The organism is Campylobacter corcagiensis, assembly GCF_013201645.1.
In the GTDB taxonomy this organism is placed as follows: Bacteria; Campylobacterota; Campylobacteria; order Campylobacterales; family Campylobacteraceae; genus Campylobacter_B; species Campylobacter_B corcagiensis.
In genome coordinates this window covers 757,167-772,790 of record NZ_CP053842.1, presented here as the reverse complement: position 1 = coordinate 772,790, position 15,624 = coordinate 757,167, and the positions used below count along the sequence as shown (strand labels likewise).

16 protein-coding genes and 1 pseudogene are annotated in these 15,624 nt (G+C 30.6%); 3 read left to right on the top strand and 14 right to left on the bottom strand.

The features are described 5' to 3' along the window. Positions 1 to 2: 2 nt before the first annotated feature. Genes CCORG_RS04070 through CCORG_RS04060 form a run of 3 tightly spaced genes read left to right on the top strand, consistent with a single transcriptional unit; the run spans position 3 to position 2,987 of the window. A complete protein-coding gene (locus tag CCORG_RS04070) occupies positions 3 to 1,205 on the top strand; it encodes an acetate kinase (RefSeq protein ID WP_025803526.1) in 1,203 nt (400 codons plus the stop codon). Beyond that, positions 1,199 to 1,483, top strand: a complete 285-nt coding sequence (locus tag CCORG_RS04065) for a hypothetical protein (protein ID WP_025803527.1) — start codon at positions 1,199 to 1,201, stop codon at positions 1,481 to 1,483. Before CCORG_RS04070 ends, CCORG_RS04065 begins: the two co-directional genes overlap by 7 nt. Then, positions 1,467 to 2,987, top strand: a complete 1,521-nt coding sequence (locus CCORG_RS04060; protein WP_025803528.1) for an ABC1 kinase family protein — start codon at positions 1,467 to 1,469, stop codon at positions 2,985 to 2,987. The genes CCORG_RS04065 and CCORG_RS04060 overlap by 17 nt, the downstream gene beginning before the upstream one ends. A 95-nt stretch (positions 2,988 to 3,082) precedes the next feature. On the opposite strand, the gene CCORG_RS04055 is transcribed toward CCORG_RS04060, so the two are convergent. From CCORG_RS04055 to CCORG_RS09020, 14 genes and pseudogenes are all read right to left on the bottom strand, one after another. Further along, a complete protein-coding gene (locus tag CCORG_RS04055; RefSeq protein ID WP_081755096.1) occupies positions 3,083 to 3,580 on the bottom strand; it encodes a restriction endonuclease subunit S in 498 nt (165 codons plus the stop codon). 4 nt (positions 3,581 to 3,584) lie between these two features. Then, on the bottom strand, positions 3,585 to 6,110 hold the full coding sequence (locus tag CCORG_RS04050; protein ID WP_172658551.1) for an N-6 DNA methylase: 2,526 nt from the start codon (positions 6,108 to 6,110) through the stop codon (positions 3,585 to 3,587). 11 nt (positions 6,111 to 6,121) lie between these two features. Continuing rightward, positions 6,122 to 7,549: a Mur ligase family protein gene (locus CCORG_RS04045; protein WP_371827747.1), complete on the bottom strand. Its 1,428-nt coding sequence runs from the start codon at positions 7,547 to 7,549 to the stop codon at positions 6,122 to 6,124. 998 nt (positions 7,550 to 8,547) lie between these two features. Continuing rightward, a pseudogene (locus CCORG_RS09100) lies at positions 8,548 to 9,255 on the bottom strand (alpha/beta fold hydrolase); the annotation flags it as partial. Beyond that, positions 9,245 to 9,469: a type II toxin-antitoxin system prevent-host-death family antitoxin gene (locus CCORG_RS04035; protein WP_025803533.1), complete on the bottom strand. Its 225-nt coding sequence runs from the start codon at positions 9,467 to 9,469 to the stop codon at positions 9,245 to 9,247. The pseudogene CCORG_RS09100 and the gene CCORG_RS04035, both read right to left, overlap by 11 nt. Positions 9,470 to 9,524: 55 nt before the next feature. Continuing rightward, positions 9,525 to 10,550 carry a D-alanine--D-alanine ligase gene (locus CCORG_RS04030; RefSeq protein WP_025803534.1) on the bottom strand — a complete coding sequence of 342 codons (1,026 nt, stop codon included), beginning with the start codon at positions 10,548 to 10,550 and terminating at the stop codon, positions 9,525 to 9,527. Between the two features lie 10 nt (positions 10,551 to 10,560). Continuing rightward, positions 10,561 to 11,118, bottom strand: a complete 558-nt coding sequence (ruvA, locus tag CCORG_RS04025) for a Holliday junction branch migration protein RuvA (protein WP_025803535.1) — start codon at positions 11,116 to 11,118, stop codon at positions 10,561 to 10,563. Further along, complete coding sequence (locus CCORG_RS04020; RefSeq protein WP_034971645.1) at positions 11,115 to 11,678, bottom strand: hypothetical protein; 564 nt, start codon at positions 11,676 to 11,678, stop codon at positions 11,115 to 11,117. Before CCORG_RS04020 ends, ruvA begins: the two co-directional genes overlap by 4 nt. Next, positions 11,675 to 12,610, bottom strand: coding sequence for an MlaD family protein (locus CCORG_RS04015; RefSeq protein WP_034971648.1), 936 nt, complete (start codon positions 12,608 to 12,610; stop codon positions 11,675 to 11,677). Before CCORG_RS04015 ends, CCORG_RS04020 begins: the two co-directional genes overlap by 4 nt. A gap of 11 nt (positions 12,611 to 12,621) precedes the next feature. Next, positions 12,622 to 13,317 (bottom strand): hypothetical protein, encoded by a 696-nt coding sequence (locus tag CCORG_RS04010; RefSeq protein ID WP_025803537.1) that lies wholly within the window; start codon positions 13,315 to 13,317, stop codon positions 12,622 to 12,624. Positions 13,318 to 13,323: 6 nt separating this feature from the next. Beyond that, complete coding sequence (locus CCORG_RS04005) at positions 13,324 to 14,097, bottom strand: ABC transporter ATP-binding protein (RefSeq protein WP_051487279.1); 774 nt, start codon at positions 14,095 to 14,097, stop codon at positions 13,324 to 13,326. Then, positions 14,097 to 15,185: an MlaE family ABC transporter permease gene (locus CCORG_RS04000; protein WP_025803539.1), complete on the bottom strand. Its 1,089-nt coding sequence runs from the start codon at positions 15,183 to 15,185 to the stop codon at positions 14,097 to 14,099. Before CCORG_RS04000 ends, CCORG_RS04005 begins: the two co-directional genes overlap by 1 nt. A 122-nt stretch (positions 15,186 to 15,307) precedes the next feature. After that, the gene (locus CCORG_RS03995) at positions 15,308 to 15,496 is read right to left on the bottom strand and encodes a hypothetical protein (RefSeq protein WP_025803540.1); all 189 of its coding nucleotides are present in this window, start codon (positions 15,494 to 15,496) and stop codon (positions 15,308 to 15,310) included. A 1-nt stretch (position 15,497) separates the two neighbouring features. Beyond that, complete coding sequence (locus CCORG_RS09020) at positions 15,498 to 15,623, bottom strand: hypothetical protein (RefSeq protein WP_265092851.1); 126 nt, start codon at positions 15,621 to 15,623, stop codon at positions 15,498 to 15,500. Position 15,624 lies beyond the last annotated feature (1 nt).

The window sequence follows — 15,624 nt, the reverse complement described above, 5'->3', positions numbered from 1 at the left end:
AGATGAAAATTTTAGTTTTAAACTCAGGAAGTAGTTCTATAAAATTTAAACTTTTTGAAATGGATAATAGAACTGTTTTAGCAAGCGGTATGATAGAAGAGATAGGAAATCCTAACTCAAAAGTTATCATAAAAACAGCAAATAGCAACATAAAAGAGCTTACAAATATACCCAATCACGAAGTAGGAACTGAAGTTTTAAATGATCTACTTCATAAAACTGGAGTTTTAAAAGATTTCAGTGAGTTAGCTGGTATAGGTCATAGAGTCGTCCATGGGGGTGATAAATTTAAAGAGTCTTGCATAGTAGATGATAGCGTTATAAAAGGCATAGAAGAGCTATCCATCTTAGCACCACTTCATAATCCTGGCCATCTAGCTGGCATAAGAAGTGCTATGAAAAAAGCTCCAAATGTTCCAAATGTAACTGTTTTTGATACTGTGTTTCATCAAACAATGCCTGAATATGCATATCTTTATGCCATTCCTTACGAGCTATATAAAAAGTATGATGTAAGAAAATATGGCTTTCACGGCACTTCTCATAAATATGTCACACAAGAAGCTGCTAAATTTATGGGAATAAGACTTGATAGCTTTAATGCCATATCGCTTCACATTGGAAATGGTGCTAGTGCTACAGCAATAAGAGGCGGTAAAAGCATAGATACTTCCATGGGCATTACCCCACTTGAAGGGCTTATGATGGGCACAAGAAGTGGCGATATAGACCCAGCTGCTATTACATATCTTTCTCAAGTTATGAATGTAAGAAGTAAAGAAATTTATACTATACTTAATAAAAAAAGCGGTCTTCTTGGAATTTGTGGCACAAGCGATATTAGAGAAGTTAAAAGAATGATGCTAGAAGATGATGATAAAATGGCAAGATTAGCTTATAATATGTATATGTATAGAATAACAAAATATATCGGTTCATACATTGCTATACTTGGCAGAGTTGATGCTATTATATTTACAGCCGGAGTTGGTGAAAACTATGATAGACTAAGACTTGACATTTGTAACAGAATCAACCATATGGGCGTAAATATAGATAAAGACTTAAATGAAAAAGAAGGAAGTGGTATAAGATTTATAACAAAACCAGACTCAATCATAAGAGCCTTAATTGTTCCAACAGATGAAGAACTAGCAATAGCTTTAGATGTTTTAAAACTTATTACAAAGGAGAAGTCATGTTAAAAGATCTACTTTATATCGGTGCTGGCGGGGTTTTAACCCTACAAGATAGGATAAAAAAAGAGCTAAAAGCTCTTGAAGAGCGTGGAAAGCTCACAAAAGAAGATAGCGATGCTTTTATAGATAAGCTTTATGGTAGAGCAAAAGAAGAGCATGAGAAAAATATGGAGTACTTTAAAGAAGTAGTAAATGAGCTAAATATCGCTACAAAAGATGATATAAAAAGCTTAGAAACAAAAATAGAAGCTTTAGAAAAAAAGCTTAATGCTAAAAACTCCTAGATTTTGGCTGATATTTCGGCTTTTATTAACATTTTACTTGCTTATAAAAAGGCGTGAAAAACTAATATTTTTACGCCCTTTAAAACCCAGTGAGATTTCAGAAGCTATAAACACTCTTGGAGCAAGTTTTATAAAACTAGCTCAAGTTTTAGCTAGTAGAAGTGACTTTTTTCCACCTGAATATACAGATGAACTTAAAAAAGTTCATGACAAACTGCCCGCAATGAAAAACAGTGATGTCCTAAAAGTAGCAGATACTTCTAAATTTGCCAAATTTGATATGACTCCTATAGCGTCAGCTTCTATCGGGCAAGTTCATGTAGCCTACTTAGATGATGGCACAAAACTAGCTGTTAAACTTAGGCGTTATGGTATAAAGCAAAGAGTTAAAAAAGATATAGCTATACTTAGGCGTTATAATGCTTTATTTCGCCCACTTTTTAGTCACTATACAAAGCACTCCATAGAAGCAGTTTTGAGTGAATTTTCAGATATGATTTTAAAAGAGATAAGCTTTGATAGAGAACTAGCAAATTTACAAAGATTTAGTAAAGTTTATGCTAATAGTGGCGTAAAATTTCCACGCCCCTACCCTGAGTTATCAAACGATTCTATGCTTGTTATGAGCTTTGAAGATGGTTTTAGGTTTGATGATAAAGAAAATATTTTAAAATTTGGCATAGATATAAGAAAAGTTATTAAAACTTTAGTGCTTTTTTATGTAGATCAAATGCTTGTAAATGGCTACTTTCACGCAGATCCACATCCTGGAAATTTGCTTATTACAAAAGATGCAAAACTAGTCTTACTTGACTTTGGAATGGTAAAAAGTGTTGACAATGAGACTCGCCTTGCTATTATTGCTCTACTTAAAGCTGCAAATGAAGAGAACTATGAAAAGTACATACTAGCTTGTAAAAAGCTTGGAATTTCAGCCTATGAGACACCAACTGCACTTTTGGCTGAATTTACTGAAGAGTTTTTTGCCATTTTTTCTAATGATAATCTTGATAAAACTACGATGCAAGATTTAGCCTTTAGTCTAATGGAAAGTAGTAGGAAATTTCCTTTTAAGCTGCCTAGTGAGGCTATTTATATTTTAAGAGCAAGTGCGATTATAGAAGGCCTTGGGACAAATTATATAGAAAATTTTAACGGTGTTAAGGATATACTTCCTATTTTGGTGGAAAATATACCTAGAGCTGTTGGCGTAAAAGAGACTTTTGTTGAAAATATTTTTGATGCTACAGATGAGCTTTTAGAGCTTATTGTAGCGATGAAAGATGGAATTTATAAGATAAGTTCAGGCGAACTTGAAACTCAAATTTCTAAACTCCAACTTAGCTATTTTAAAAAAGCAGCTGATGAAGCAATAAGCTCATTTATGATAAGTTTTACTCTTATAATGAGCTCATTTTTTCTACTTTTGCTTGATAAGGGCTTTGAAATTTTAGCTTCTGTTTTATTTTTGATAGGAATTTTAAGGTTGCTTTTTAAAAGATAACTATAATCACAAACTAGTTTTTATATTTATATGGGTCTAGACTAGCAACCCTTTCTTTTCTTTGGTTGTTTCATAAGCATTATTATATCATAATGCTAGTCTAGACCCTTACTAAAATAATCAATAATTTTTAAAATTTGCTTTTTCATCTCTTGCTTTATAAAATTTTCCATAAATTTATAATCAGGCTCTCCATTTTTATCGATTGGAAGTAAGATTTTTTCTCTTTTAATTCTTTTATCATTTATTTCTCTGTTGAAAAAGTATTTTTCTTTTAAATTTTGTAATAAATTTGAAGCAAAGATATATGAAAATTTATTAAAATGATGATTGCTTAAATTTGTAATATGGTCGCTTGCTATAAAAGTATATGGATGATAAAAAGTCGAACCAACACTGCCACTATTTGCAATGCTTAAACTATTACTAAAAAATCTAACATTTTCAATATTTGATATAAAATTATTAACACCATTATTTAAATTTGTAGATGAAATATATGGTATTTTTCCTACTAAGTGATTATCTTTTTTTAGTCTTTTACCTCTATTTATTTTAAACAAATCTTTTAACCAAAACTCACCCCATTCTATTTCATCAAGCCGCGGCGCGCCATGTCTCTCTCTCTCTCTCTCTCTCTCTCTCTCTCTCGAAAGCCATTAACATTTTATTATAATAATCAACCACTTTTATAGCTTGAACACTCATCTCTTGTTTTATAAAATTTTCCATAAATTTATAATCAGGTTTTCCATTTTTATCGATTGGGAGTAAAATTTTATCTTTTTTAAGTCTGTTTTCTGTTCTACCATAACCGAAAGAATATTTTTGTTTAAATTTGCTTAAGATTGTAGAAATAAATAATCCTGTAAATTTATTAACCCATTTTGCATATCCAAACGAATTTGAAGTTGTTGATATAAAATCATTGTTTTGATATACAGAATAACCAGCACCACCATCACCCTGATTTACAAACATTATACAATTTCCATTTTGTGTTAGTGAATTTTTTTCTACAAAATCACTTACACCATTATTATTATTTGTAGCAGATAAATAATAAATCCCTTTGTTAGAACTTATGGTTTGTTTATTTTGATTATTGCATTTTCCTTTTTCTATTTTTTCAAACAACTCTCCAACTAAAAACTCACCCCATTTACAATCATCTAAACTTAACTTTTTACATAAGGGTAAATCCTTTTGTAAATTTTCACTATTTTCAAATAAATATTCTCTGCCGTGCGTTATCATATTTACTTCAAAAGTTAAATAATCAGCTATTGTCTTTTGAAAATCCTCTAAATTTGGAATTTCATCATTAAAATAATAAAAAGAGTGAAGCCACTCATCATCAGCTTCTATCGTAGTTTGGGCGCAAAATTTAGTTGGTGCTTTGATTTTATCAAACCAAACATCAAGCAAATACTGCTTTTTATCCTTTGCATTTGGAGTTTTTATAAGACCGATATGCTTTGCAACTTCATATCCGTCATCTTCGAAATTTATAAATTTACAAATTTTATCTTTATTATGTGAAATTCCAGCTGTAAAAATAGCTATGCAAGGATTTGTTCCAACACCATAAAATGTATTTTTATTAAGCGTAATTACGCCTTCTAGGGTGTGATATTTAAGAATATTTGCTTTTATATTTTTTTCTTCTTTTGTTTTTCCAGTAACTGAACTTTGTGGGACTATAACTGCAACTTTTCCACCTTTTGTAACTGAATTTAAAAGATGTTCTGTAAAAGCTATCTCATATAAATTTGGATTTTGTTTTGAACCTTGAGAGTATGGCGGATTCATCATACCGATATTTGGATACCACTGTTTTTGAAGCTCAAATGAATTTTTAGTAAGAAAATCAAAATTTTCAAGATTACTTTTTCCATCGCCTCTTAAAATCATATTTGTCGTAGCAATGGTAAACATATAACTTTGAAGTTCTACACCAAAAAGTTGATTTTTCTTAATGTTATTTTTCAAAATAACATCATCAGTTTGAGTTAGCATTTTATGCATCGCAGCTATTAAAAAACCAGCCGTTCCACAACACGGATCTAAAATCCTATCATCTGCTTTTATATCAAGCAAATCACAAAAAAGCTCAGTAATATGAGGTGGAGTTAAAATAATACCCAAGCTTTGCCCATCTCCACCGCTATAACTCATAAACTCACCATAAAAAAGCCCTAAATAATCTTCTGAATTTCTAGTAAATCTTATGTTTTGATAAATGTTTTTATATAAAAACTCAGCATAATGTTTAAGTGGAGTTTTGCCAAGAGTTTGGTTTATTTCGTTAATTTTAGCGGTATCTTTAATAACTAAAAACTGGCTTAAAAGTTTATCTTTTTTAACCTCAGGCGATACATTTGCTCTATTTAAATTATCAGCAATCGCGTCATAAATTTTAGCTCCATCAGTTTTATATTTGTCCCCAACTAAGCTATCTAAGCTAAAATTTCCAAACTCAATCTCTTTTAAAGCAAGTAAAATCCCAGAAACTATCAAAGGCTTATCTTTATCTTGTATATTGCCATAATTTCGTAAATCTTCGTGGAGTTCTTTTGTCTCTTTTAAAATCTCTTCTCTATCTTTTTCAAAATCGGTTTTTTCTTTTAAAATTTCGCTTATATAATACTCATCAATATTATTTTGGCTAAAATTCATTAAAGTGTTTATATTTTCGCTAAGCTGTGTAAAATGACCTCTTTCATTGACAAAAATTGGGCTTATTCTATGCCTTTTTTCATTGCCAGAAATTCCAATGGCGATAATTTTTTTGAAATTTGTGTGTTTTGCTAAATGTTTAGCATAAAATAAAGCCCCATTTACGGCGTAATTAAGGATACTGCTTACACTTTCATCGATGAGATTTTTTTCATCTTTTTTTACATGAAATGAAACATCAGCTTTATTTTCTATGACGATTAAAAAATCTTTTACAACTGCAATAAATTCTGGAAATCCAACTTTTCCAGTGCCTCTTTTAGACGCAGTTTTTAAAGCATCATCTATCTCTTTTATGCAACTTCCTTGTGCGTCAAATTTAATATCAGCTTCTTTTAGTAAATCTCTTACCCAAAAATCCGTATTAACCTCTTTTTTAGCCATTTTATGCCTTTTTAAATAAAATTTGGTGCATCATTTGAAAAAAGTATCAAATCCCCTGCTTTTGTTTTTTCTGCTAATATCTGGACTAAATTTGATTTATCTTTTATAATGATAAGCTTTCTTTCATCTATAAAATTTCCTAAAATTTTAGCATTTAACTCACCAGTTATCATCACTAAATCAAAAACTTTATCTATTTTTTTAGCTAAAATCTCATTCATCTCTTTTGTAGCTTCCACAATTCCAGGCGTTATGATGACTTTTCTACCATCAAATTTTGCTACTAAATCATAACTCTCACACATTCCTTTAAGGTTGCCATTAAAGCTATCATCTATGATGATTTTGCCGCCATTTTCTATCTTTTCTAAGCGGTGTTCTACGCTTTTAAGGTGAGCAACTCTATCTTTTACTACGCTTAAATTTAGCCCTAAATATTCAGCTATTTTAACGCAAACTGCGATATTAGAAGCGTTAAATTTACCTAAAATAGGAGCTTTAAATTCCTCTAAATTTCCTAAAAATTTAAGACTAAATTTAACTCCATCAAGACTAGCATTTACGCCACTTAAACTCTCATCATAAATGGCTATTTTTTCGCTACTTTTTTTAAGTGTTGAGGTGTGAACAAAAGCTTGTTTTAAATTTTTTGAACCCAGTGCTTCAAGCTTAGTTTTGCGGATATTTTCTATACTCTTAAAATACTCAATGTGTTGCTCTCCTATCTCGCCAACTACAACGATACTTGGGTTTAAAAACTGAGTGATTTCTTCAATATCACCCCTTAATCTTGCTCCAGCTTCAGCTATATAAATCTTACTATCACTAGGTAGATTTTCGTTAATATCTTTAACTAATCCCATTAAGGTATTAACGCTCCTTGGGGTTTTATAACACTTAAAACTTCCATCTAAAATTTGATAAGCAAAGTTTTTAATACTTGTTTTACCATAACTTGCAGTTATCATTATGATGGTTAAATTTGGCATACTTTGAAGTTTTTTTGAGGCAGTTTTTATAAAAAGTTTTGAGTTAAAATTCTCATACATATAGCTTATAGCAAAAGCTACAATTAAAGGCAAAATAACAGGCAAAATTTTAGCTTTGTTTATAAATATAAATCCAAAAAAGAGCGTAGTTAAAACCAAAACCAAAAATAGACGCTTAACTCTAGGTGTAAATACTAGCTTTTTATCAAGTTTTTTATGCCAAATAGCTAAAGTTATGATAAAAAAGAGCAAATACGCTCCAAAATATAGTGGATTTATGTAGAATAAAACAACATAAACTATCATAGGAATTAGCACAAAATTTATATGCCACATAGGTTTTGTAAAGTGAAACAAAACTCTTTCTAGCCTGTATGAAAACCACTGAGAAACAGTGATAAGATAAAATCCTAGCCCTAAAATAAATATAAAATTTAGTAAGATCTCTATCACTTATCATCTCCTAAAAATCTTTTTTTAAAAATCTCGCTAAAGGTTAAAACACTATCATCATTTTCATCTTTTTTCTCATCACTTTTAGCCACAAATCTGCTTTTGTACTCCAAATCATCGCCATTGCTTCTAAAAGCATCTTTACTAATATCTTCTAAAATTTTATCATTATCATCTTTTAAAATTTCATCACTACTATTTTCTAAAGCTTCATCAATACTCTTTTCTAAATCATCTAAAGGCCTAGTATTCATAGTTAAATTTTTAGCACCTATATCATTGTTGCTATCAAAGCTGCTAGTTTTTTCTTTCAAAGCGTCATCGTTGATATTTTGATCAAACAAATCATTACTTTCACTACTTTTAAAATTCTCATAAATTTCGCTATATTCATCGCTACTATCTACTATTTTGTCTATTTTTTGCTCACTAAAGCCATCCATATCTTCATAAATTTTTTCATAAACACCATTTCCAATGTTTTGATAGCGAAATTTTCTATTATCAACTGGCTTTGGTTCTGGTTTTTTTGGTTCTGGTTTTGCTATATAATCTCTTTCAAAAACCTCCCCCACATCTCCAAAACTATCCAAATCATCAAATAAAGAGCTATTTTCATAAGTTTTACCTGAATTTTCATCTTTAAAAGCTTCATTGCTACTGTGGTTTTTAAAATTATCATCAACAGTATTTTTATTTAAATCACTTAAATCCTTACTATCATCACTATTTACTTCTAAATTTTTACCATTTTGATCAGCTATATTATCATCTTTTAAATCTTTTAAAATTTCATCAGGAAGTTTTATGTTATTAGCTTTTTTTATGCTATTTTTTAGTTTATTATTGAGTTCTTTGCTTATTGTTTCATCGCTTTTGATCTCATTTTTTTTATCATACTCTCTTTCTATAACATCACCAGTGCTTGAAATTTCATCAAGCGGATCAAATACAAAGCTTTCATTACCATCAAAACTATCACCATTTAAAAAGCTCTCCTCTATCTTTTGAGCAATAAATTTAGAATGTAAAAGAAAGAAAAAGTGATCTCCATCTAGTAAAAAAATCTCACTATTTTTTATAAGTCTATTTATAAGTTCAGCGCTTTTAACACTTACAGCTTGATCATTTTTTCCCCAAAATATAAGGGTTTTAGACTTTGTATTAGCAAATTTATCTCTAAAATCTTCATCTACTACATTTTTAAGCGTCTCATACATAACCCTACTCATTCCACAGACATCTTTTGTAGCAAATAGTTTATAAAATGTTCCAAAACCAAAAAATTTTAAAATTTTAAAGAGTTTTATCTTAAATTTAACCATAAATGGCTTTGGCTCAACAATACCTGCTGTACTAAGCAGAACTAAATTTTTTGGTTCTAAAAGGGTTGAAATTTTACCACCAAAACTATGCCCCATGATGATATCAGGAGTTAAATTTAAAGATGATAGAAAAGCTTTTATTATAATAGCGTATTTTTCCGTATTAAGCGGAGTATGGATATTGCTAAGTCCCATTCCAGGAAGATCTATATAAATATGTTTAAAATCTTTTAAAAACGAACCAAAAGCCTTTGACATTATCTCTTTTTTTGAGCCCCAACCATGTATTATAAGTATGGTTTTTGTAGCTTCTTGGTTTTTTATTTCATAACTAATGTCATAAATTTTACCCAGTGCTTTTATCTGTCTAATCGCCATCTTTTTGCCTTTTTTGTGCTAATATATTTAACAAATCAACAGCTTTTTCAAGCCTTTCAAATTCTTTTACGCTTATCATTACAGCTTCAAATTTGTTATTTTTTACAATCACTGCTTTTTTAAGATCACCGCTACTTACTTTTGTTAAAACAGAGCTAAAATTTCTAACAACTTCAGTAGCAGTATAAATTTCATCTTGATTAAAACTCGCCATTTTTTCTCTTTTACATAAAATTTTATGTAAAATTTAGCATAAATTTCATTAAAAACTACTTATTAACTGATATTGAATTTATATAGTTATAAGAAATCGGAATTTTACGAGTTTTTGGTAAACTATTAGCTAAAGCATTCAAAGTATTTTCAAAATCATCAAAAAGATAGTAGGCCAAACTTCCAGGATTTGGATTTATCTCATTTAGATAAATTTCACCATCTTTTTCAAAGAAATCACACCTAATAAGGGCCCCATCAAAGCCTGCGTTATAAATTCTAGTAAAGGCATTTTGAAGTTTTAGACGAATTTCATCACTAACGATAGCTTCTTTTACTTTTGAGTTTCCAGAAAAGCTTAAATACTTCTGTTCAAAATCTAAAATTTTCTCTTTTTTTGGCTCTTCAATGATAGAAAATTTTATCTTGCCACCTATCTTACATCCTGCTAAATTATACTCTTTAATCCCTTCAACATATGGCTCAACCAAAACTAAATCATCATACTCAAAAGTTGAATCTAGCGCGTAATCAAGCTGAGCGCTGTCTTTTACAATAGCTATACCAATACTGCTTCCAAGTCTTGAAGGCTTTAAAATCACTGGTAATGGCAAGTTAAGATTTTTACTATTTTTGGTTAAAGATTCCCATTTTAGGGTTAAGACACCTACATTTTCTGCTAAATATTTAGTAAGAATTTTATTAAAACTTAAAGCTGAAATTTCAAGTCTAGGTCCTATAAAATTGATAGAGTAAAACTCAAAAAGTGCAGCTATTTTACCATCTTCGCCGTCACTTCCGTGGATTAAATTTATATAAACTTCACTTTGTAGTTTTTTGCCAAACACACCTTCAGTATAAAATCCACCGCTTTTTAAAACCAAACTTTTAGCTTTTTTATACTCACCTTTGGAAAAATATGTAGCTTTCATATTTTTTGGTTCTATTAAAAAGAAATTTCTATTTTCGTCACAAAATATATACTCAAATTCCTGTTTTGTATTTTCTTTTAGCGTAATAGCTGATACAATACTAATCTCATGTTCATAACTTTGTCCGCCAAAAACTATACCTTTTTTCATACACTTCCTTTTATGCTAATTTTTTAAGTGCCTCTTTTATAAGGCTTGCTGTATCTTCGCTTTTGCACTCTGATATGACTTTTAAAACTCTATCTCGTTTAAATCCAAGCGTTTCAAGTGCTAAAATAGCGTCATTTTTATAGTTATCAACCTCAACACTATCCATTAAAAGCTTAGCATCACTTAACTCAGCTATAATCTTTCTAGCACTTTTTGGACCAATTCCTGGTACTGCTGTAAGGGCTTTTTCATCACCATTTATAATTGCTGATGTAAACTCACTACTACTTAGAGTAGAACAAACTGCCATAGCTGTGCTTGCCCCAACTCCACTAACCTTTAAAAGCATAGAAAACATAGCTTGTTCTTTTTTATCTTGAAATCCATACAAAAGGCTTGCATCTTCTCTTAAAATTTGAGTTGTCATAAGCTCTGTAAGTTCGCCTTTTTTAAGTGTGCTACTACAATTTAGCGAAACTATCACACCATAACTTATCCCACTAGCACACTTTAAAATAGCTAAATTTGGCTCTAGCTTTGTTAAAATTCCCTCAACTGCTACTATCACCTTATCTCATCCATAAGTTTTTCTATTGTTTGATTGACAGATATATCAAGGTATTTTAGTATGGTAGGAGTGCTTGGGTCTGGGTTAAAGATATGGTTTTTAATAACTCCTGATTTTATACTTTTTGCATCTTTTACAAGATCATACCCTAGTATAACTTCAGCTTGATCACCATTTATCTGTAACGAGATAAGAGAAGTATTTAAGGTGTAAGCTCCTTTTACAGGTCTAAAGACTTGATTAAACTCACACTGAGAAGCTACTGCACTAACTATAGTTTTATAGACCATCTCACTTGGAAGTGTTACAAATTTAGCATCATCAACATATCTTATGTTGTTTTTAAAATCAACTATTAAAATATCTCTACTATCTGCTAAATTCAAAGCTTGGATGTTTGAGACATATATATCTTTTTGGACAGGAAGTTTTTGTTTACACATTTTACCTTTATAGGTTATCTCGTAGTAATCATATGGTTTTGCACTTTTTGCTAAACACCCACTCATCAGCACACCTATAATGGCAGCTGAAGCTACTTTTATCATACCTTTTTTCATCTTTTCTCTCCTCTACTGGTATCTCTAAAGAAAAAGTCATATGGATCATCTTCTAACCTAAACATCGCTTTTTGAAACTCTCTTAGACTTTTTTTAAGCTCTACTAAAGATAGTGATGTTTCATGAAGCGTAGGACCTAAAATCTCTTTTAAGTTATACTCCCCACTTGCTAGACTAGCGTTTATTTTATCCAAAGTTTTACTAAGTTTGGCTGAAGTTTGAGTTGAAGTCTTAGTAAATTTATCCATAGAATTTATTAAAACATCAACATTTGCCATCAGTTTGCTAAATTCGCTTTTATTATCATCTGCTGAACCTAACATACTATCAACTGAAGCAAGTATAGAATCAACCTTGTCAAATATACCATCATCACTAAGTTTACTTGCCAAAGATTCAATGGATTTAAGAGTAGCGCTTAAACTATCTATGTTTTCATCACTAAGGAGTGAATTTACTCTAGAAACAGCATCATTTATACCTTCTGTAATATCCCCTGCTTTACTATTTAGCTTAGCAAGAAGACCTTTATCAAGATATATAATTGGCTTTTCATCACTAGCAAAGCCTTCACCTGTGCCTTTTGTAATATTTAAACTAACAAGTCCGCCAAGACCTTGAACTTCGGTTTTAGCTATGCTATCTTTTTTGATAGGAAAAGTAGCATCTAGCTTTAGTGCTATTTCTATAGTACCGTAATTACTACCATCTGCAAATGTTATATCGCTTACAAAACCAGCTGGAACGCCGATGTATTTAACTTGAGCGTTTTCCTTAAGTCCAGCAGGAAGCTCTTTTGTATGGATATAGTATGTTTTATACTCAGAATCCCCACCTGCTCTAGTGGTTAGCCACCAAACAAAACTAAGTATTGCTGCTATACAAATAGCAGCAAATATACCAACTATGGTAAATGAACTTCTATTTTCCAAAATTTAACTCCTTAAGATATTCCCATCTCATATTTTATACTCTCTTTTTCATGCTGTTTTACAATACTTTCATAATCTGCAAATTTTACTAAATTTTTTATAGATTTATATATTGATTCATCTATAATTTTATCAAATTCCTTTTTTCTTACAATGTCTGCAACTATATAAAGATTTGCCCTAAAATCTTGTAATTCATAAAATTTATTTAGTGAATTTTTAAAGCCAGTAGTGTGCTCTACTTCAAAAAAGCTATTGGGCATTTTTCGCTCATTAAACCAAACAACATCAACTGTTTTAGCTTTTGCCATTAAATTTGGATAAGTAAATTCATAAATACTATCAAGTGAGCTAATATCGCAAAGTCTATCTTGTAAAAAGAATTTATTTTTATCTTGATATGGAACAAATGTTCTAAATTTCCTAGCATTTCCTATCTCTATAATAATGCCTTGATAGTATGAGTGAGTAAATAAATTTTTCTCTTCCTTTAATAGATGTGAAATTTCATCTTTTTTATCTCTAAGTCCCCAAAGACCTGGATAAATTTTATAAAATTCAGGATTTGTTTGTAAAATTCTCCTAATAGAAGCAAATGGAGTGTTTGTTTTCCAAGAACTTACATCTGTTAGCTTATAAAGTTGCGATAAAGTAGCCATTCCACCACTTTCCAAAAGTGCTTTTATAACAAAATATTTTTGTTTCATGCTGGTTTAATCTTTCATCTTTCTACTATCAAAAAGCTCTTGTAAAGGGTTTTCTTTAAAATCTTTAACTTCTTCTAAATTTCCTTCAAAGACGATTTTTTTATCATTAACTATCAAAAACCTATCAAGTATGCTAAATATCGAGTCTGCATCATGTGTAACCATCGCTACTGTTAAACCTAAACTATCTCTTAAATCAACTATAAGTCTATCCATAGCTCTTGCACTTACTGGATCTAGACCCGAGTTTGGCTCATCTAAAAAAAGTATCTTTGGACTAAGCACTAATGCTCTTGCTAGAGCTGCTCTTTTTTTCATACCGCCACTTAGTTCACTTGGAAAAAGATTGGCCGCTTCTTTTTTAAGACCAACTTTTAAAAGCCAAAACATTGAGATGTCTTCAACATCTTTTTTACTTAAATTACTATACTCCCTAAGCATGACGCCTATATTATCAAGAACGCTCATTGATGAAAAAAGTGCTCCAAACTGAAACATAAAGCCAGTTTGAAGCTTGATTTTTTCTCTATCTTTTAATTTTAAGCTCCAAATATCTTTTCCTAGCATAGTTACTGTTCCCCTATCTGGTTCTTTTAGATAAATAAGAGTTTTCATCAAAGTTGTTTTTCCACTACCACTTCCACCTAAAAAGCCATAAATTTCAGCTTCGTTTATATGAAAACTTGCATTTTCATGGATAACTTTATCGCCATAAGCCACCTTTAAATTTTTAGCCTCAGCTATTGGGTGTTTTTCATTAAATTCCTTTACATGAAGCATTACAGACCAACTTGTATAAAAAATATCGCAAATATAGCATCTAAAACTATCACCCAAAATATTGCATTTACAACACTTATTGTTGTCATTTCGCCTATACTTTCGGTGCTGCCTTTAACCTGAAGCCCTCTTAAACACCCAACAAGAGCAATCGTTGCACCAAAAAATGGAGCTTTTATCATTCCAACTTGAAAGTGCCTTATCTCGACCAAACTCTTAAATCTATCAAGGTAAGATGCGAAATCTACACCCATATAGTAGTTTGACACTATCATCTGCCCTAAAATACTACACATATCAGCTAAAAATATCACAAGTGGAGTAATGATAATCATCGCCATAACTCTAGGAATAACTAAAAATATAAATGGATCAAAACTCATAGTTTTCATCGCATCAATCTCTTCAGTTATCTTCATAACTCCTATTTGAGCGGTAAATGAACTAGCTGAACGCCCCGCTAGAACAATAGTTGCTATCAATGGTCCAATCTCTCTAAGCGTTATCATTCCCATTATCTCAACTATCATGATATTTGCCCCAAAATTTGCTAGCATATCTGAACCGATATAGACTAAAACTATACCTATTAAAAATGCGGTTAAACACACGATAAATACTGCATTTATACCAGAATCTTTACAGTGATTTGATAGCTCTTTTAGGCGAATTTTGCTTGGATGAAGTATAGTGTATAAAAATTTATATACAAACTCACCAAAGAAGTTAAAAAAACTAATAGCGCTTTGAGTTGCTTCAAAAATATTCTTGCCGATATCGTAAAAAATCCCGCTAGATCTTTTTGTAGGCTTTTTACCTATATCCACATCACTATCAGCCAGTAACTCAAACATAGCCTTGATGCTTTTATTTTCACCTTTTATCTCTAAATTTTTATCCAAACTCTCATTATAGATAATAATAGCTACAGCATAATCAAGTTTTTCTAACTGAGTAATATCAAGCGTAATACTAGGTAGTTTTTTAATAGCCTTTTTAAGCTCAAAAAGCTTTTTTGGGCTGGATTTATAGTCCCAATCTCCAATAAGTTTGATACAGTTATTTGAAATTTCAAAATTTATTGCCAAATTTAACCCTATAGTTATAAAATTTATTGATTATAATCAAAATTTGCTTTAGATGATATAAAATTTCTTCTTGAAAGTTATTATTATAAATTTATAAGAACTGTTTAAAAAACTTAAGGGACTTAAATTTGCCCCTTAGGTTTTTTATTCTCATAAAGCTTTGTGTGATAGTAAGATAGTCCCACCAAAGCTGCTCCTGAGATGATATGTAAATTTCTACTAAATTTATTTCTAGTGTTAAATCCACTTAAAACCAAAACCCCCATTGAGACAGCCATTCCTACTTTTGCTAACTCTTTTTTGGTTGTCAAGTCAAGCTTTTTTAGACTTTTTTCGCTCTCTTTGCTTGTTAAATTTTGTTTTTGCGTTTGTGGTTGATTCATAAATCATAACTCCTGTTGTTAGAAGTAAAACTGAGTTTATAATAAAAAATGGCATC